This window comes from Micromonospora jinlongensis (assembly GCF_013410645.1).
Classification (GTDB): domain Bacteria; phylum Actinomycetota; class Actinomycetes; order Mycobacteriales; family Micromonosporaceae; genus Micromonospora; species Micromonospora zamorensis.
In genome coordinates, this window is the sequence record NZ_JACCHK010000001.1 from 1012502 (window position 1) to 1029890 (window position 17389).

The 17389-nt window shown below is 72.5% G+C and carries 16 protein-coding genes and 1 tRNA gene; 4 read left to right on the forward strand and 13 right to left on the reverse strand.

Features of this window, described 5'->3' with window-relative positions:
- Positions 1 to 5 precede the first annotated feature (5 nt).
- Positions 6 to 350 carry a hypothetical protein gene (locus tag HNR22_RS31180; RefSeq protein ID WP_246380667.1) on the reverse strand — a complete coding sequence of 115 codons (345 nt, stop codon included), beginning with the start codon at positions 348 to 350 and terminating at the stop codon, positions 6 to 8.
- Here HNR22_RS31180 and HNR22_RS04200 point away from each other — a divergent pair.
- Positions 343 to 993 carry a hypothetical protein gene (locus HNR22_RS04200; protein ID WP_179779154.1) on the forward strand — a complete coding sequence of 217 codons (651 nt, stop codon included), beginning with the start codon at positions 343 to 345 and terminating at the stop codon, positions 991 to 993. The genes HNR22_RS31180 and HNR22_RS04200 overlap by 8 nt on opposite strands.
- Positions 994 to 999: 6 nt before the next feature.
- Here the strand turns inward: HNR22_RS04200 and HNR22_RS04205 are convergent, their stop codons facing one another.
- From HNR22_RS04205 to HNR22_RS04225, 5 genes are all read right to left on the reverse strand, one after another.
- Positions 1000 to 1185: a hypothetical protein gene (locus tag HNR22_RS04205; RefSeq protein WP_030492012.1), complete on the reverse strand. Its 186-nt coding sequence runs from the start codon at positions 1183 to 1185 to the stop codon at positions 1000 to 1002.
- A 72-nt stretch (positions 1186 to 1257) separates the two neighbouring features.
- The gene (locus HNR22_RS04210) at positions 1258 to 2535 is read right to left on the reverse strand and encodes a hemolysin family protein (RefSeq protein ID WP_179779155.1); all 1278 of its coding nucleotides are present in this window, start codon (positions 2533 to 2535) and stop codon (positions 1258 to 1260) included.
- Positions 2536 to 2614: 79 nt separating this feature from the next.
- Entirely contained in the window at positions 2615 to 2812 is a 198-nt protein-coding gene (locus HNR22_RS04215) for a hypothetical protein (RefSeq protein ID WP_179779156.1), read from the reverse strand.
- 39 nt (positions 2813 to 2851) lie between these two features.
- Positions 2852 to 3601 (reverse strand): hypothetical protein, encoded by a 750-nt coding sequence (locus HNR22_RS04220; protein WP_179779157.1) that lies wholly within the window; start codon positions 3599 to 3601, stop codon positions 2852 to 2854.
- A gap of 69 nt (positions 3602 to 3670) precedes the next feature.
- A complete protein-coding gene (locus HNR22_RS04225; RefSeq protein ID WP_179779158.1) occupies positions 3671 to 4279 on the reverse strand; it encodes a TetR/AcrR family transcriptional regulator in 609 nt (202 codons plus the stop codon).
- 97 nt (positions 4280 to 4376) lie between these two features.
- On the opposite strand from HNR22_RS04225, the gene HNR22_RS04230 reads away from it, so the two are divergent.
- Positions 4377 to 5417: an NAD(P)-dependent alcohol dehydrogenase gene (locus HNR22_RS04230; protein ID WP_179779159.1), complete on the forward strand. Its 1041-nt coding sequence runs from the start codon at positions 4377 to 4379 to the stop codon at positions 5415 to 5417.
- Positions 5418 to 5454: 37 nt separating this feature from the next.
- Here the strand turns inward: HNR22_RS04230 and selB are convergent, their stop codons facing one another.
- The 7 genes from selB to HNR22_RS04265 all read right to left on the reverse strand — a co-directional run bounded on the left by selB (position 5455) and on the right by HNR22_RS04265 (position 15625).
- Positions 5455 to 7209 (reverse strand): selenocysteine-specific translation elongation factor, encoded by a 1755-nt coding sequence (gene selB / locus HNR22_RS04235; protein WP_179779160.1) that lies wholly within the window; start codon positions 7207 to 7209, stop codon positions 5455 to 5457.
- A gap of 2 nt (positions 7210 to 7211) precedes the next feature.
- The gene (gene selA / locus HNR22_RS04240) at positions 7212 to 8516 is read right to left on the reverse strand and encodes an L-seryl-tRNA(Sec) selenium transferase (protein WP_179779161.1); all 1305 of its coding nucleotides are present in this window, start codon (positions 8514 to 8516) and stop codon (positions 7212 to 7214) included.
- A gap of 21 nt (positions 8517 to 8537) precedes the next feature.
- Positions 8538 to 8633, reverse strand: a tRNA-Sec gene (locus HNR22_RS04245).
- Positions 8634 to 8646: 13 nt separating this feature from the next.
- Positions 8647 to 9867 carry an NrfD/PsrC family molybdoenzyme membrane anchor subunit gene (gene nrfD, locus HNR22_RS04250; protein ID WP_179779162.1) on the reverse strand — a complete coding sequence of 407 codons (1221 nt, stop codon included), beginning with the start codon at positions 9865 to 9867 and terminating at the stop codon, positions 8647 to 8649.
- Positions 9864 to 10985: a 4Fe-4S dicluster domain-containing protein gene (locus HNR22_RS04255; RefSeq protein ID WP_179779163.1), complete on the reverse strand. Its 1122-nt coding sequence runs from the start codon at positions 10983 to 10985 to the stop codon at positions 9864 to 9866. Before HNR22_RS04255 ends, nrfD begins: the two co-directional genes overlap by 4 nt.
- The gene (gene fdh / locus HNR22_RS04260) at positions 10975 to 14247 is read right to left on the reverse strand and encodes a formate dehydrogenase (RefSeq protein ID WP_179779164.1); all 3273 of its coding nucleotides are present in this window, start codon (positions 14245 to 14247) and stop codon (positions 10975 to 10977) included. The genes HNR22_RS04255 and fdh overlap by 11 nt, the downstream gene beginning before the upstream one ends.
- An 811-nt stretch (positions 14248 to 15058) precedes the next feature.
- Positions 15059 to 15625, reverse strand: coding sequence for a hypothetical protein (locus HNR22_RS04265; protein WP_179779165.1), 567 nt, complete (start codon positions 15623 to 15625; stop codon positions 15059 to 15061).
- 699 nt (positions 15626 to 16324) lie between these two features.
- Between HNR22_RS04265 and HNR22_RS04270 the strand changes: the two genes are divergently transcribed.
- Positions 16325 to 16666 carry a hypothetical protein gene (locus HNR22_RS04270; protein ID WP_179779166.1) on the forward strand — a complete coding sequence of 114 codons (342 nt, stop codon included), beginning with the start codon at positions 16325 to 16327 and terminating at the stop codon, positions 16664 to 16666.
- Complete coding sequence (locus HNR22_RS04275; protein ID WP_343059674.1) at positions 16663 to 17322, forward strand: nucleotidyl transferase AbiEii/AbiGii toxin family protein; 660 nt, start codon at positions 16663 to 16665, stop codon at positions 17320 to 17322. Before HNR22_RS04270 ends, HNR22_RS04275 begins: the two co-directional genes overlap by 4 nt.
- Positions 17323 to 17389: the final 67 nt, after the last annotated feature.

Consider the following 17389-nt stretch of genomic DNA (forward strand, 5'->3'; position numbering starts at 1 on the left):
TCTCGTCAGCGGGTGTCGCTCTCGTCCTCGGCCACCGGTTCACCGGCCGGGCCGTACGGCGACACCTGCCCCTTTGGCACCGGGCGACCCACGTCGCCCCGCGACGAGCCGCGGTTGAGCGGATGCCCGGTCGGCTTGGGCCCCTTGCTGTCCTGACTGGTGGCGCCCTTGGCGTTACGCCGGAGCTCCTCCTGCTGCGGGTTGACCATGGGTGTCTCCCTCCGGGTACGGCGGGCGGCATCGACCGCCTCCACCGCCGGCATACCCGCCCGCCCCGGCGGCATTCCGACAGCGGTCGCCGGCGCGACGGCTAGCAGAGCCCGGATCGGGTACCCGGTCGGTGTGGGCAACGATCGAACGGTGGTGCGGGTCCTGCTGGACCGGCGTGGCCGCACCTACGCGGAGGAGGCCGGTATCCGGCTCTCCGACCGCCCCGGGCCGCTGTACCAGCTGCTGGTGCTGACCACCCTGCTGAGCACCCGGATCCGGGCGTGCGTGGCGGTGGACGCCGCACGGGAGCTGTTCGCCGCGGGCTACCGCACGCCGCAGGCGATGGAGGCGGCCAGTTGGCAGGAGCGCGTCGACGCGCTGGGCCGGGGCCACTACCGCCGCTACGACGAGCGCACCGCCACCATGCTCGACACCGGCGCCCGGTTGTGCCTGGACCGCTGGCACGGTGACCTGCGACGGCTGCACCGCGACGCCCAGGGCGACCCCGTCGGGTTGCGTCGGCGGCTCACCGAGTTCCCGGGCATCGGCCCCACCGGAGCGGACATCTACCTGCGCGAGGCGCAGACGGTCTGGTCCGACGTGCGCCCGTACGCCGACCGGCGGGCTCTCGCCGGGGCGAAGCGGCTGGGCCTGCCCGGCAACCCGCACGGGTTGGCCGACCTCGTCGACGAACCGGACTTCGGCCGTCTCGCGTCGGCGCTGGTCCGGGTGGCGCTCGGCGAGGAGTCCGCCGGCGAGGTCACCCGCGTCGCCGCCCGCTGACCGCGCTCATTTCACCGTCTTGTCTCCCGGCCGGGTCAGGTGCCACACCAGCAGGGCGGCGAGCAGCGCCAGGACCACCACCCCGCCGGAGATGCCACGGCCCTCCTCGGGGCTGCGACCCGCACTACCGAAGTAGATCACCGCGAGGCCGGCCAGCACCGTGACGAACGTACGAAACCCTCGGTCCTTCACGTATAGCACCCTAGGCGGGTCACGCCCCGTTTAGCCGTATTGTTGGTTATTGTCCATCGCCCGGGTGACAGGTCACCGCTCGCTGACGAAGCTGCGCAGCCGCACCCGACGCACCGCCCGGTCGCGGACCTCCACCACCTCCAGGGTCAGCCCGGGCAGACGCACCGTCTCCCCCGGCTCACCCGGCAGGTGCCGCAGCCGGGCCAGCACCAACCCCGCCACCGTCGTGTATTCGCGGGACAACGGGAAACTCAGCCGCACCCCGAGGTCCGGCAGGTCGTGCAGCGGGAAGTCACCGGGCACCAGCAGGGACCCGTCCGCTTCCCGGACCAACCCGCGCACGTCGCGGTCGGTCTCGTCGTACAACTCGCCGACCACCTCGGCCAGCAGGTCCTCCATGGTGACCATGCCGTCGATGCCACCGTGCTCGTCGACCACCAGGGCCAGTTGCTGATGCTCCTGGCGAAGCTGACGCAACGCGTCGGCGACCGGCAGGGTGACCGGCAGCAGCAGCGGCGACCGGACCTGCTCGCCCACCGAGGCGGTGCCGGCCCGCACCAGGTCACGGATGTGCACCACCCCGAGCACCTCGTCCAGGCCACCGGGACCGGTGACGGGGGCACGGGAACGCCCGGCGGCGGCGAGCCGGCGCACCCCCTCGTCGGCGGTGAGGCTGGCCGGCAGTGTCATCACCTCCCGCCGGGCGACCAGGATCTCGCGCAGCGTCCGGCCGGCGATGTCGAACGCGCCGGTCAGGATCTCCCGCTGCTGGGCGGACAGGCCGCGCTGGCTGGCCAGCATCTCCCGCAACTCCTCCTCGGTCATCTCCTCCCGGTTGGCCCGCGGATCACCCCCGGCGAGCCGTACGACCGCGTCGGTGGCCCGGCTGAGCAACCACACCGCCGGTCGGGACACTCGGGCGAGGAGGTCCAGAGGGCCGGCGCTCAGCAACGCCCACCGCTCCGCCCGCTGCATGGCCAGCCGCTTCGGGGCCAGCTCGCCGAGCACCAGCGTGACGAACGTCAGCAGCACCGTCACCAGCAGCACCGCGGCGGGGCGGGCCGCGCCGCCAAGGAAACCCAGCGGCCCGACCAGCGGCCCGGCCAGCGACACCGCCGCCGCGGCCGAGGCGAGGAAGCCGGCCAGCGTGATGCCGAGTTGGATGGTGGCCAGGTAGCGGTTCGGGTCGCGGGACAGCTGCACCAACCGGTCGCCGGCGCGCGACCGCCGGCCCAGCCGTCGCAACTGCCCCTCGCGCAGCGTCACCAGCGCCATCTCACTGCCGGACAGCGCGGCGTTGATCAGCACCAGCACGGCCACCAGCGCCAACTGCCCGAACTGACCGCCCATCGCGCACCCCCGTCCGCCGCCTCAGGTCACTCAACCGCAGCGGAGCCGCCTGCGGGCCTGGTTCGTGACCGCGCCCCGCTCAGTCGACCTCCAGGTCGTCCAGTGAGATGGCGTGCGTCATCAGCCACCGGGCCAGCGCCGTCATCCCGAACAACCACAGCGGCACCGACTCGGTGGGCCCGTTGGTGGCGTAGATGGCGAAGCGCAGGTCCGGTGCGCGGTACGCCTCGATCCGCCACCGGTGCTGCCTGTCCCGCCAGACCGCCGAAGGGTCCATGGCGTCACCGTAGGTGACCGCCGCCGACCGGGGGGCCGGTTAGCCCGGGACCGCCGTCGTGCCGAGCACGCCGCGGGCGACCGACACCACCAGGGCGATCCCGACCCCGGCGAGCACCAGCCAGCCGACGCCACGCCACCCGGAGCCACGGTCGAGCACCGGCGTCGACGGTGGCCTCCAGAGCTCACGGTAGGTCCAGGCCAGCACACCCAGCCCGAACGGCAGGAGCCCGACCCAGAACCAGAACCACCGGGTGCCGGCCAGGGGCGGCGCGCCGCCGATCAGCCGGGCCAGCCACAGCGCGGTCAGCACGCCAGCGAGCAGTGCGGCCGCGTTCGCGATCCGGTGCGCCCAGCCGCCAGCGGTGCTCCACCGGTCCGGAATGGCGGCGAACCGGGCGACCCGCCAGTCGGGCCCGGCACCGGCCGACCGATCAGGTTCGCCGAGGTACGAGTCCGGGTCGGGCGGTACGTCGAAGGTGTACCGGCTCTGGCCGTTCGACACGGTCCAGGCCAGCATCCCGCCGTTCTCCGCATACTGCGGCCGCGGCCGGCTGCCCCAGTACGCGTCGTCGTCGGCCCAGCCGTACGCCCGTTGGACGCTCACCACCCGGCCGGCCGCGAGATCACGGTCGAGCTGGGCCTCGGTCGACTCGCGGGGCTCGACCCACCACGCCAGACCGGCCCACAGCACCCAGAGGACCGGCAGTGCCGAGCGCAGAGCCACCGCGACGATCTCGCGCCACCGGCGGCCGGAGGGCCGTGACCAGGAGGGGGTGACGGCGACCATCAGCCAACCGTCGCACCCCGGCGCGATCCTGTCAGCCCCGGATCGGCCACGAGCGAGAGTCGTACGGGGTCAGCGATCCGGTTGATCCTGGCCCGTCGGCACGGTGGCTCGGCGGACGCAGTCGCGGAGCAGTGCGCGACGTTGCCCGTGGACCTCGTCGGGTTCCTGGCTGCTGGCCGCGTAGACGTTGCTGACCGGCGACCAGGCCATGGACATGGCGATCACCAGGGCCATGATGTCGAACGGGTCACCTGCGCGAACCCGCCCGGCTGCCTGAGCCTCGGCGATGGCCGTGAGCTTGCGCTCGTCGTAGTGCTGGTGGGTCTCGACGAGGTGCCCGGCGGGCCTGCGCTCCAGCCGTGTCCAGGTCGCGAGCCGGATGAGATCGGGGCGGCGAAGGTACTCGTCGTAGAGCCGAACTGCCCAGTCCGCGAGATCGTCAGCGTCGATGGGCACGACGTTCGTGATGCGCTCCAGGGAGCTGAGGAAGATCGCGTCGAAGAGTCGTTCCTTGTCGCCGAAGTAGGCGTAGAGCTGCGCCTTGTTGGTGCGCGCTGCCGTCACGATGCGTTCGATGCGCGCTCCGGCGATGCCGTGCTGGGCGAACTCCTCGGTGGCGGCGTCCAGGATGCGCTGGTAGGTCGCGGCGCCTCGCGAGGTCAGGGGCTGCTCCGGCATGCCCTCACTCTAGCAAAAAACAGAACGGTTGGTTTGCCATGCCCGTCGTTCGGACCTAGGCTGAACAGACCGAACAGTTTGTTTAAGGAGTTCACCCATGCGTACGACGACCGGATGGTTGGCGAACAGCCCCACAACCCTGCGACGCGCCTCGCTGAACCGCCGTGACCTGCGCCCCGATGACCTCGCGGTGCGGATCGATTACTGCGGCGTGTGCCACAGCGACCTGCACGCCCTGCACGACTACGACCACAGTGCGGACGCGCCTCTGGTGCCCGGTCACGAGTTCACCGGCGTGGTGACCGAGACGGGCCCCGAGGTGAGCGCCTTCACGGTCGGCGACCGCGTCGCCGTGGGCAACATCGTCGACTCCTGCGGCATCTGCGCCATGTGCGCGGCGGGCCAGGAGAACTTCTGCCACTCCTTCCCGACCCTCACCTACGGCGGCACCGACCGACAGGACGGGTCGACCACCCTGGGTGGCTTCTCCCGCGACTACGTCGTCCGCGACACCTTCGCCTACCGGCTGCCCTCGGGCCTCGATCCGGCTGCGGCCGCCCCGCTGCTGTGCGCCGGTGTCACCGTCTGGGAGCCACTGCGCTCCCTCGGTGTGGGCCGCGGCAGTCGGGTCGCCGTGGCCGGGCTCGGCGGCCTGGGTCACCTCGCGGTCAGGATGGCAGTCGCGCTCGGCGCCACCACGACCGTCATCAGCCGCACCCCAGACAAACGCGACGACGCCCGCCGGCTCGGCGCACACGACCTCGTGGACTCCACCGACACCCGCCAGATGGCGGCGACGCGCGACACCTTCGACGTCGTCATCGACACCATCTCCGCACCGCACGACCTCGCCCCCTACCTGAAGTTGGTGGCGCTCGACGGCACCCTCAGCCTGCTCGGCCACCTGGGCCCGGTCACCGTCGAGGCCACCGACCTGCTGGTCGGCCGCAAGAAGCTCAGCTCCGCTGGCAGCGGAGGCCGCCGCTCCACAGCCGAAATGCTCCAGTTCTGCGCCGACAACGGCATCGCCGCCGACATCGAGGTGCTTCCGTCGACGCAGGTCAACACAGCACTCGACCGCCTCCGGCGAAACGACGTCCGCTACCGCTTCGTGCTCGACATGTCCGACCTGGACTGACGAGACCGCCCGCCGGTATCGGCCACGACCCCGTCGCTCAGCCGACGACGATCCGGGCGTCGTCGGGCAGTCGTCGGGTCGCGCCCCGACGGTCCAGCAACTCCAGCAGGGGCACCGCCACCCGGCGGGTGGTGTCCAACGCCTGCCGGGCCGCGGAGAGCGTGAACGGCTGCGGCAGCCCGGCCAACACCCGGACCGCGCCGTCGAGCGCGTCGGGCAGCAGCACCACGTTGTCGGCCAGCCGCAGCAGCGCGCCGGCCCGCACCGCGGCGCCGATCTCGCGCGGGCCCAGACCGAGGTCGACGAGGCGGTCCGCCTCGGGGGCGCGAAACGGCCGGTCGCCGTATTCTGCGCGGACCCGCCGCACGGCCCGGGCCACCGGCTCGGGGAGCGCGTCGGCGCCCGCCGCGCCGACCCGCCCGGCGTGGATCCGCAGCGGCGGCCGGACCAACGCCTCGACCAGCACCCGGTCGGGCAGGGCGAGGCGCTGGCGCAGCGCGTCCACCGGCATCCCCGGTTCCAACGGGTGCTCCCTGGCGTGGCGGGCGACCTCCTCGGTCACCCGCTCGCCGAGCCGCCGCCAGTGCGCCGGGTCGGCCAGCCAGTCACCGGCCACCGGAGCGGCGTCCACCGGCACACCCATCCGGATCAGCGCACCGGCGCGGACCAGCCGGCGACGGCGCAGCTCCCCGGCCAGGTCGGGACGACCGTCCAACTCGGCGAGGACCTGCGCGCGGGCGACGGCGGCACCCCGGCGGGCCAGCGGTGGCGGCGCCACGTCCAGCACCCGCACCCCGCCGGTCACGTGGTGGCGCCCCGGGTCACGCAGCAGCGCCCGATCGCCCACCAGCAACGGCAACGGACGGGCCAACCGCAGGCGTACGGTGTCCGGGCCGAGCGGGCGGACCCGTGCCGGCACGGCCGCCGACCCGACGTGCAGGGTGAGGGTGGCCGGCAGGTCGGCCGCCGAATCACCGGTCAGCCGCACGTCGACGAGGTCGGTGCGGTGGAACCGGCCCGGGGTGAGCAGCGCGTCGCCACGACCGAGCCGGTCACGGGGCGTACCGCGCAGGTTGACCGCCACCCGGGCCACCGCCGTCACCTCCGGCCGGGCCTCGCCCAGTGAGTGCAGGCCACGTACCCGGACCGGCTCGTCGGCCCCGGCCAGCTCCAACTCGTCGCCCACCCGCAGCCGTCCGACGCCGAGGGTGCCGGTGACCACGGTGCCGCTGCCCCGCACGGTGAAACTGCGGTCCACCCAGAGCCGGACGGGGTCGTCCACCACCGGCGCGGGCAGCCCGGCGGCGAGCCGGTCCAGGGCGGCCCGAAGCTCCGGCAGGCCGGCGCCGGTCAGGCCACTGACCGCCACCGCCGGCACCGTGCCGAGGCTGGTCGCCGCGATCTCGGCCCGGGCGCGGGCCATGGCCGGCCCCGGGTCGGCCAGGTCCGCGCGGGTCACCGCCACCAGGCCGTACGCCACACCGAGCGCGTCGAGCGCGGCCAGGTGCTCGGCGGACTGCGGCATCCAGCCCTCGTCGGCGGCCACCACGATCAGCGCCGCCGGCACCGGGCCGACACCGGCGAGCATGTTCGGCACGAACCGCTCGTGCCCGGGCACGTCGACGAAGGCGACGGTGCCGCCGGACGGCAGCGTCGCCCAGGCGAACCCCAGGTCGATGGTCATCCCCCGGCGGCGTTCCTCGGCCCACCGGTCGGGTTCCATCCCGGTCAGCGCCCGGACCAGTGTCGACTTGCCGTGGTCGACGTGCCCGGCGGTGGCGACGACGAACACGGTCAGTCGTCCCCGGGGACGCGGAGCACGGCCGCGCGGACCATCTCGTCGGCCTCTTCGGGCACGCAGCGCAGGTCGAGCAGGAGCCGGCCCCGCACCACCCGCCCGAGCACGGGCTGGTCGCCGGTGCGCAGCGGCTCCGCGTACCGCTCGGGCAGACTCAGCGCCCACGAGTCCAGCTCGACGCCGGGCGCCCCGCCGCCGCCGACCACCGCGGCGGCCGGCACCACCTCCGCCTTGCGGCCGTCCGCGCCGAGCCGGTCGCGCAGCCGCTCCACCCGGCTGCGCAGCGCACCCGGGTCGGCGTGCAGCGCCGTCCGGGTGGGCGTGTCCGGCTGGTGCAGGGTGGCGGCCAGCGCGGCCAGGGTGAGCTTGTCCACCCGCAACGCGCGGGCCAGCGGATGACGGCGCAGCCGGTCGACCAGCGCGACGTCGCCGAGCAGCAACCCCGCCTGCGGGCCGCCGAGCAGTTTGTCGCCGCTGGCCGTGACCAGCGTGGCACCGGCGCGCAGGGTGTTGGCCGCGTCCGGCTCGTCGGGCAGCAGCGGATCCGCGGTGAGCAGACCGGAGCCGATGTCGGCGACCACCGGCACCCCGAGGGTGGCCAGCTGTCGGACCGGGGTCGCCGAGGTGAAGCCGGTGACCTGGAAGTTCGACGGGTGCACCTTGAGCACGAAGCCGGTCTGCGGGCCGAGCGCGGCGGCGTAGTCGGCGAGGGTGGTGCGGTTGGTGGTGCCGACCTCCCGCAGGCGCGCGCCGGTGCTCTCCACCAGGTCGGGCAGGCGGAAGCCGTCGCCGATCTCGACCAGCTCGCCCCGGCTCACCACGATCTCCCGGCCGGCGGCCAGCGCGGTGGCGGCCAGCACCAGCGCGGCGGCGCCGTTGTTGACCACGTGCACGGCGCCCGCGTCGGGCACGGCGGCGGCCAGCGCGTCGAGGGCGTCGCGGCCGCGGCGGGCCCGCCGGCCGGTGCGCAGGTCCAACTCCACGTCGGTGTGCCCAGCGGCGGCCACCACGGCGGCGACCGCGGCGGTGGACAGAGGCGCCCGGCCCAGGTTGGTGTGCAGCACGACGCCGGTGGCGTTGAGCACCACGCGGGGGCCCGGCGCGGGCAGCGCGGCGACCGCGGCGTCGCGTACGTCATCGGGGTGCAGCTCGCCCCGGCGGGCCCGCTCCTGGGCCCGGGCGACGACCGCCTTCACCCGGTCCCGGCCGAGCGTCGCGCTGGCCGCGGCCAGCCGAGGGTCGGCGAGCAGCGTGTCGGTGCGGGGCACCCGGCGTCGCGGGTCCACCGGCCCGTCACCCATCGCGTCATCTCCTGCACTGGTTGGCGGAGACGGACGGGAATCGAACCCGCCTGGCCCGGGTCCCGGACCACACCGGTTTTGAAGACCGGGAGGGGCACCAGCCGCCTGAACGCCTCCACCGGACATTCGATCACATCGCGGGCGGGGCCGCCCGATCAGATGGAAGATCCATGCCGGCCCGGCGGGCGTCGGCCCGCTCGCGCTGCGGCACCACCGTGTACCGAGGGTCGCGGGCGGAGGCGACCCCTCCGTAGAAGATGCCGAACCGGGTCACCACCGAGGCGGCCAGCAGCGCGGCGCCGGACAGCGCGCTGACCAGCCGGCTACGCCGACCGAGCAGCGCGCCGGCGACCCCACCGGCCGTCAGCATCCGGCCGGCGCGCAGCAGCCGACCGGGGCTGCCCTGCCGGTAGGGCTCGCTGAGCAGACCGAGGCCAGTCTCCACCCGATGCGCTCCGTACAGCTCCAGGGCCGCGCCGGCCACCGCCATCCGCCGGGCCGGCCCCGCCTGGGCCGGCGGCGCGGCGAGCAGACCCACGCCGGCGCCGCTGGCCAGCGCGCTGCCCGCGAAGATCACCGGCAACTCGGGGTACGCCTCATGCCACGACGGCACTGCCGTGTCGGCGAGCAACACCCCGGTGTACGTGGCCAGCGCGGGCGCGGTGCCGGCGGCGAGCAGCCCAGCGACGTGCCCGACCGACGGCAACGCCCGACCGGCCACCCCGAGCAGGCCGTGGCGCGGCAGCACACCGGCGGCGTCGGCGATCGCGGCGACACCTGCCGCCGGCCCGTACGCGGTGAGGATCCAGGTACCCACCGACATCGGCGAGGTCGGCTTGGCCACGCGCAGCATGTGGTGGAACCGCGCCGGCCGGCCGAGGTCCTTGACCAGGAAGACCGCGCTGGCGCTGACGGCGGCCAGAGCGGTGACCCGACCGGCGCGTCGCAACGCCGGCCGGCCGGTGAGCTGCCCACCGGCGGCGAGCAGTGACGAGCCGGCCGCCAGCCCACCGGTGAACAGGTACGCCGCGATGTCCCACTTCCAGACCGGCGCCTTCAGGATGGGCCGACCGTAGTACGACGTGAACTCCGCCTCCGGCACCCGCAGTTCCTCGCCGCCCCCACGACGCCCACCCCCGCGACGCCCACCCCGCCGACCGGGTTCGGCGCTGCGCCGCTGCTGTCCGATCGCCGAGCGGGTGCCGGTCCCATTCGTGGCCGGCAGCCCGGTGTTCTCGCCGTTCGCGGCCGGCGGCTCGGTGCTGGCCGTCGGCCGATCGCGGCCATCGGCGGCCAGGCGGTCCCGGAAGCGACGGAAGATCTCGCCGACCTCGGGGCGCTGCGGACTCACGAGGAACCTCCGACGAACGCGGCGACGGTGGCCGCCGCCATGGCGAGGGCCGCGAGGCCGGCGCGCTTCCACATCTTCGGCAGGTCGCGGGTGGTCACGACCGGGTCCGGTGGCAGCCCGTACACCTCCGGCTCGTCCAGCAGCAGGAAGAACGCCCCGTCACCACCGACGCCGTCGTTCGGGTCGTGCCCGTACAGGCGGGCCTCGGGCACGCCCCGCTCGTGCAGCGTCTCGACCCGCGCGGCGGCCCGCTCCCGCAACTCGTCGAGCGGCCCGTACTGGATCGACTCCGTCGGGCACGCCTGCGCGCACGCCGGGGTCATCCCCGCACCCAACCGGTCGTAGCACAGCGTGCACTTCCACGCCCGACCGTCGTCCTTACGCTGATCGATGACGCCGTACGGGCAGGCGGAGATGCAGTAACCGCACCCGTTGCAGATGTCCTCCTGCACCACCACGGTGCCGAACTCCGTCCGGAACAACGAACCCGTCGGACAGACATCCAGACACGCCGCGTGCGTGCAGTGCTTACAGACGTCCGACATCATCAACCACCGGAAATCCGTCCGCCCCTCCACACCGGACCCACGCCCCGGCGGCTGCGCCCCCGGCATCCCCAGGAACTGCGGACCCGCACCACCGCCACCCTGGCCGACGGCGGTCGGACCGGCGGCGATCGGGGCGCCCAGCACGTCCGCCGTCCCGCCCGCGGCCATCCGGGCGGCGGCGGACGGCGCGCCGGTCGGCACACCCGGGTCCGTGCCGGTGCGCTCACTGGTGCCAGCCGCCACGGCCGCCGACGCCGCGCTGACCGACGCACCGGTCGGCAGTCCCGCGAACGGCGGCGTGCGGTGCCCGGCCGGCCGGGGCTGCTCGATGAACGCGACGTGTCGCCAGGAGTTCGCGGTCAACGCGCCGGTGTTGTCGTACGACATGCCGAGCAGGTCGAGCCCGCTCTCCGGGACGCCGTTCCACTCCTTGCAGGCCACCTCGCAGGCCTTGCAGCCGATGCAGACGCTGGTGTCGGTGAAGAACCCCATCCGCGGCGGCGCCGACGACCAACCGGCGTCCGGCGCCGGATCCAACGGACCGTAGAGGCTGTTCGGGTCAGGAAGCACCGCGATCCCTCCCCTCACTGTCGGTGGTGACCGCCGGGGCGTTGTGGCCCGGGTCGATCCCGGCGCGCCGCTGGTAGTCGGCGACCAGGTCCAGCAGCGCCGGCCCGGTCGGCCGACGGCCGGCCCGCACGTCGCAGGTGCCGACCTTGCTCTCCTGGATCAGCACGTTCGGGTCCAGGCTGATGCCGAACAAATCGTTGGCCGAGTCGCCGGTCACCAGACCCTCGAAACCGAAGTGGTACGGCAACCACACCTGGTGGATGATCCGGTCCTCGACCCGCAACGGGGTGAGCCGGTCGGTCACCAGCACCTTCGCCTCGATCACGGCACGACCGCTGACCAGGTGCGCCCAGCCCAGGTGGTCGAGACCACGTTCGACGGCCAACTCCGGGGACACCTCCACGAACATCTCCGGCTGCAGCTCGGCCAGCGGCGACACCGTCCGACTCATCCCACCGGCGGTGTGGTGCTCGGTGAGCCGGCTGACCGTGAACACGTACGGGAACACCTGGCTGTGCTCCTCCGGCGGGCTCGGGTTCACCGAGTTCACCGGATGCGCGTACATCTTGCGGGTCGGGTTGGCCTGCTGCCCGTAGAGCGGGTTACGCACCGGCGACTCCACCGGCTCGTAGTGCGTCGGCAACGGGCCGTCCAGGACACCGCTGGGCGCGTACAGCCAGCCCTTCCCGTCGCCCTGCATGATGAACGGGTCGTCGCCGGCGATGCCCTCCGTCCCGGACGCACCGGGTGGCGGCCGGTACGACGGCGGTTTGGTCTTCTCGAAGTCCGGCACGTCGTGACCGGTCCACTCGCCCTTCTCGGCGTCCCACCAGACGTAGCGTTTGCGCTCACTCCACGGGTTGCCGTCCGGATCGGCGGACGCACGGTTGTAGAGGATGCGCCGGTTCGCCGGCCACGCCCAACCCCACTCGGCGGCCACCCAGTCCTGCTCGTGTCGGGACTTGCGCCGCGCCGCCTGGTTCACGCCGTCGGCGTACACCCCGGTGTAGATCCAGCAACCGATCGCGGTGGAGCCGTCAGCGCGGGCCTCGGCGAAGCTGGACAGCGGGCGGCCGGTCGCCACGTCGTACCCGTTGATCTCACGCAGCACCGCCTCGGCGCTCGGCTCGACGTTCGGGCCGTGCGTGGGGTAGTCCCAGGCGAGGTCGAGCAGCGCCCGGTCGCGCGGCAGCTTCGAGTCGGCCAGCTTCTCGCGCAGCTTGCGACCGAGGTGGTAGAAGAACCACAACTCGGAGCGGGCGTCGCCTGGCGGCTCGACGGCCTTCTCCCGCCACTGCAACAGGCGCTGCGTCTGGGTGAACGTACCCTCCTTCTCCACATGCGAGGCAGCGGGCAGGAAGAACACCTCGGTGCGGCACTCCTCGGGCACGATCTCCCCGGTGGCGACCTCGGGACCGTTCTGCCAGAACGTGGCACTTTCGATCATGAAGAGGTCCCGGACGACCAGCCAGTCGAGGTTGGCCATGCCCAGGCGCTGCGCCCGGCCGTGCGCCGAACCGACAGCCGGGTTCTGCCCGAGCAGGAAGTAGCCCTTGATCTTCCCGTCGATCATGTTCAGCACCTGCTGGTAGGTGCCGTGGTCGCCGGTCATCCGCGGCAGGTACCCGTAGCAGTAGTCGTTCTCCGGTGTCGCCGCGTCACCCCAGTACGCCTTGAGCAGGCTGGCGGCGAACGACCCGGCGTTACCCCAGAAGCCCTTCTGGCCGGGGTGCCGGATGCTGTCCACCCACTCGTCGAAGGTCGGGTGGTCGGCGTGGTGCGGCATCGGCAGGTAACCCGGCAGCAGGTTGAACAGCGTCGGAATGTCCGTGGAGCCCTGGATGCTGGCATGACCCCGCAGCGCCATGACCCCGCCACCCGGGCGACCCATGTTGCCGAGCAGGAGCTGGATGATCGCGCCGGTGCGGATGTACTGCACGCCGACGCTGTGCTGCGTCCAGCCCACCGAGTAGATCAGCATCCCGGTGCGCTCCCGGCCGGAGTTCTGCGTCCACGCCTGGGCCAACTCCAGGAACTTGTCCTGTGGGATGCCGCAGACCCGCTCGACCATCTCCGGGGTGTAGCGGGCGAAGTGTCGCTTGAGGATCTGGTAGACGCAGCGCGGGTGCTGCAACGTCTCGTCCCGCGGGGTGTCCCCGTCGACCTGCGCGCCGTGCGACTCGTGCTCCAGCCCGGACGCGGTGTCGCGCTCCTTAGCCGTGTGCCCACTGCCGGACGAGTCCTCGTTGCCCTCGTACTGCCAGCTGTCCTGCACGTAGGTGCTGGTCTCCGGGTCGAACCCGGAGAAGAACCCGTCGCCGTCCTCGGTGTCGCTGAACTGCTCGCTCACGATCGTCGCCGCGTTGGTGTACGACAGCACGTACTCCCGGAAGTCCAGCTCGTTGTCCAGGATGTAGCGCACCACACCACCGAGCAGCGCGATGTCCGTGCCCGCCCGGATCGGCAGGTACGAGTCAGCCAGCGCGCTGGTGCGGGTGAAGCGCGGGTCGACGTGGAAGACCTTCGCGCCCCGACGCTTGGCCTCCATCACCCACTGGAAACCCACCGGGTGTGCCTCAGCCATGTTCGAACCCTGAATGACGATGACGTCAGCGTTGGCGATGTCCTGCTGGAAATCCGTCGCACCGCCACGACCGAAGCTGGCCCCCAGACCGGGGACAGTGGCGGAGTGTCAAATACGGGCCTGGTTCTCGATCTGCAACGCACCGGCCGCGGTGAACAACTTCTTGATGAGGTAGTTCTCCTCGTTGTCCAGCGTCGCCCCACCCAGACTGGAGAAACCCAGCGTCCGGTTGAGCGGCCGGCCCTGCGTGTCGACGTCCTCCCAGGTCTGCTCACGAGCCGCGAGCACCCGGTCGGCGATCATGTCGAGCGCGGTGTCGAGGTCCAGATCCTCCCACTGCGTCGAGTACGGACGGCGGTAGCGGACCTTCGTCTGCCGCAACGGGCTCGTCACCAGACTCTTGCTGGCCGCGCCCTTCGGGCAGAGCCGACCCCGCGAGATCGGGCTGTCCGGGTCGCCCTCGATCTGGCTGACCTGCCCGTCCTTGACGAACACCCGCTGACCGCAACCCACCGCGCAGTACGGGCACACCGAACGGGCCACGCTGTCGGCGGTGTCGGTGCGAGCGGTGAGCGCGCGGGATCCGTCAGACTTCGCCGCGGCACCCCGGCCCAACGGGTCGGTGCCCGTGAGCTGGCGGTAGACCGGCCAACCCTCGATGAAGGTACGCAGACCCATGCCCCGACACCCCCTCCCACGCGAGCGACCCCATGAACATAGGCCAGCCGAGACATCTTCGCGAGCGGAGGGAAGTCAGTCAGCGCCGCCCCCGGCCTTGTGGGCTCGGGGGCGGCGCTGGTGTCGGTGTGCAGGTCGCCTCTCGGCGAGTGGCGCGACGCGGCTCCAGCCGAACGGTGTTCCGCGAAGGCGATATTAGGTGAGGCCCGGGGACACTGAGTCACACCGACACTGACCACAACCGGCTCGGCCCCCACGTTGTTCCCTCACCCCACCGCACGCGCCCGTCCGATGCACCGCCCGGCTGTCCGCCGTCCCGCTGGCCGGCGACCGCAACGGCTTGCCGCACCGCCGGCCGCGTGGGCTTGCCGCACCGCCGGCCGCGTGGGCTTGCCGCACCGCCGGCCACGCCGGCTTGCCGCACCGCCGGCCACGCCGGCTTGCCGCACCACCGACCACGCCGGCTGGCCGCACCACCGGCCGTACCGCCGCCGAATCGCACCGCCGTCGAGTTGCACCGGTGATCGCCGCACGGCCACGACACCCACCCCTCGCACCATCGAGCCGCGCTTCGGCCGTGCCCCGCGAGATCTTGGACAGTTTCCGTTCGCGCGGAACGGAAACTGTCCAAGATCTCCCGGGCAGCCACCCACCGAACCGTGCCACCCGCTCCCCCCGGACGGCGCGCGGCATCCCCCGCGGCAACCAGCACCACGTGCCTACCCGCACGGACATGGAAACGCCGCTGGCCGGCACCCCGGGATACGGGTGCCGGCCAACGGTCGGGCTGTTCGGTGTGCGTGCTGGTGGGTCAGCTGTTCCAGTACTGGCCGACCAGGTCGGTGGCCTGCTGCTCCCACTGCGCGTAGGCGTCCGGGTAGGCGGAGACCTGCACGGTCTGCGCGGCCTCGGTCAGCGGCATGTCCTGCCACCCGTCAACCTGCTTGAGACCCTTGAGGAACGCGGTCGTGGAGTACTCGGGGTCGGTGATCTGCTCCGGCGTGCCCCAACCGCTGGTCGGGCGCTGCTGGAACAGGCCCAGCGAGTCGTGGTCGTTGGCGTCGCCGAGGTGACCCAGGTTCTCCAGCTTGGACTCCTGCAGGCTCGTCGCGATGGAGATGACCGCGGCGCGCTCGGGCAGGCCGGCCTTCTTCGTGGCGGCGATGATCGCCTTGACGTTCGCGGTCTGCTCATCATTCAACGTGATCCGGGACTGGTCGCCCTGCGGCTTCGGGGCGGCCGACTGCACGGCTACCGCGACCGGCTTGGCGTCCACGGCCGGGGTGGCGGCGTGGGCGGCGATCGGGCCGGCGAAGACACCACCGGCGAACGCGAGACCAGCAACAGACAGCACGCTCTTACGGAAGATCGTGTTCATGGGGGTAGCTCCTTCGGGGGTAGGAACACCCGGCCACTGACGGGGGTCGGCGGCGCAGGGTGTGAGCACCTCGTCCGGCGCTGCAACAACATCAAGGGGAAAGGGGTGACGCCTACGGGCGTCGGGGTCGGCGGCCTGCGAGAAGGGCTCGTGGCGCCGGGTCCAGGTGTAACGACCGGGGGGCCGAGGTCATTCCGGGGTTGGCCCATCCGATGGCACCCGATCGAAGCGGGGTGCTCGTGCGGTCGTCGAGGGAGGCTTCAACGATCCGGCGGGGGTCCGCATTCCAACCCTGGCACCGGCGGTTCCAACCCCGGGCGGGCCGGGGCGGTGAGCCGGTCGTGCTGCGATCGTCAGGGTATGTAACGACCCCCGCCCCGCCACCATTCCGCCGCGCGGGTGCAGCCGGCCACAGCCCAGAACACGCACGTCCGGACAAACCACCCACCCAGCGCCAGGCCGGAGCGTTGAATCGACCCTCAGTCGGCATGATCGACTCGAGTTCACGGAAGTCGGGGCATCCCGGGCGTCCGGATACCCCGGCTTCAGCAGACCCGAGTCGATCACAAACGGATGAGCACACGAGTCTGCGCAAACCGGACAAACGGCGCGTCGGCCAGGATCATGCGGGCACGCCTGGAAAGGCGCGCTGCAATCAGCCTGAGCGACACCGGCTCGGGTGGGCGTTACCCTGACACCATGCAGGCCGTCTCCCCCACCGCGACCGGCGTGGCCTTCCTGGCCCGACCGGGTCGTCCTGCCGTGGTGGCGCGGACACTCGTTGAGCTGGCCGGGCCCACCCGCGGTGTGGTGGAGTTGCCGGTGCGGTTGATGTGGAACGCCGAGCGCACCTTCGACCTCGCCGACCCCGACCAGCTGCTCTGGATGTACGAGAACGTGCTGCGCGAGACGACCCGCACCGAGGACCTGCGCGTCCTGATCAACGGGCGGACGCTACGCCGGGTGTGGCGACTGCTCAACCTGCCTCGGGGCGTACGTCAGGCGTGGGAGAGCCGGCACCGCGGCCTGCGCGCGGCGTGACCGAGCCTCATCTGCACGACTTCTACCGGGAGGTGGCCCGGGTGGCGCTCACCGCCGCCGGACCGCACCGGTTCGTGTTGGGTGGCGGGGTGGCCTGGGCGGCGCACGGGTTGGTCGCCCGCCCGACGGAGGACGTCGACCTCTTCGCGGACGTGGAGGGTGCCGCCGCAGCGGCCTCCGCAGGGGTGCGCGTGGCGCTGGAACGAGCCGGCTTCCTCGTCACCGATGCCGACCCGGACAGTGATCTGGGCGAGCTGTTCGACGGGTACGAGCAGGACATGAAGGACTTCGTGGTGAGCCGGGACGGACGGCAGATCCGGCTCAGCCTCGCCCGGTTGGACCGCCAGCAGAGCCCGGTGGTGATGGACCTCGGCCCCGTGATGGACGTCCGAGATCTGGTGGCCAACAAGATCGCCGCACTGGTCAACCGGCGGGAGGTCCGTGACTTCATCGACGTGGCGGCGGCGCTGGAGCACTACGACGTGACCGAGCTGCTGGTGCTGGCACGGCAGGTCGACCCCGCGCTGGACCCGGACGACGTGTGCGCCGCCGGCCGCTACCTGGACCGCCTACCGGAGCAACGCTTCGGCCGTTACGGCCTGAGCGCAACCGACATCGCCCAGGTCCGGCAGCGCTTCGCCGCCTGGCCGCGCTGACCCGGCCGCCGTCAGCGGAACCACGCACCGAGGCGGGCAACGCCCCCGCAACACCGGATGCCGGACC

Bases quoted from the DNA above. Each gene is read 5' to 3' on its own strand.
- HNR22_RS04225 (WP_179779158.1), bottom strand. From the start codon at position 4,279: ATGCCGGAGCAGCCCCTGACCTCGCGAGGCGCCGCGACCTACCAGCGC.
- selA (WP_179779161.1), bottom strand. From the start codon at position 8,516: ATGGGTGACGGGCCGGTGGACCCGCGACGCCGGGTGCCCCGCACCGAC.
- HNR22_RS04215 (WP_179779156.1), bottom strand. From the start codon at position 2,812: ATGGACCCTTCGGCGGTCTGGCGGGACAGGCAGCACCGGTGGCGGATC.
- HNR22_RS04210 (WP_179779155.1), bottom strand. From the start codon at position 2,535: ATGGGCGGTCAGTTCGGGCAGTTGGCGCTGGTGGCCGTGCTGGTGCTG.
- HNR22_RS04230 (WP_179779159.1), top strand. From the start codon at position 4,377: ATGCGTACGACGACCGGATGGTTGGCGAACAGCCCCACAACCCTGCGA.
- HNR22_RS04220 (WP_179779157.1), bottom strand. From the start codon at position 3,601: ATGGTCGCCGTCACCCCCTCCTGGTCACGGCCCTCCGGCCGCCGGTGG.
- HNR22_RS04265 (WP_179779165.1), bottom strand. From the start codon at position 15,625: ATGAACACGATCTTCCGTAAGAGCGTGCTGTCTGTTGCTGGTCTCGCG.
- HNR22_RS04270 (WP_179779166.1), top strand. From the start codon at position 16,325: ATGCAGGCCGTCTCCCCCACCGCGACCGGCGTGGCCTTCCTGGCCCGA.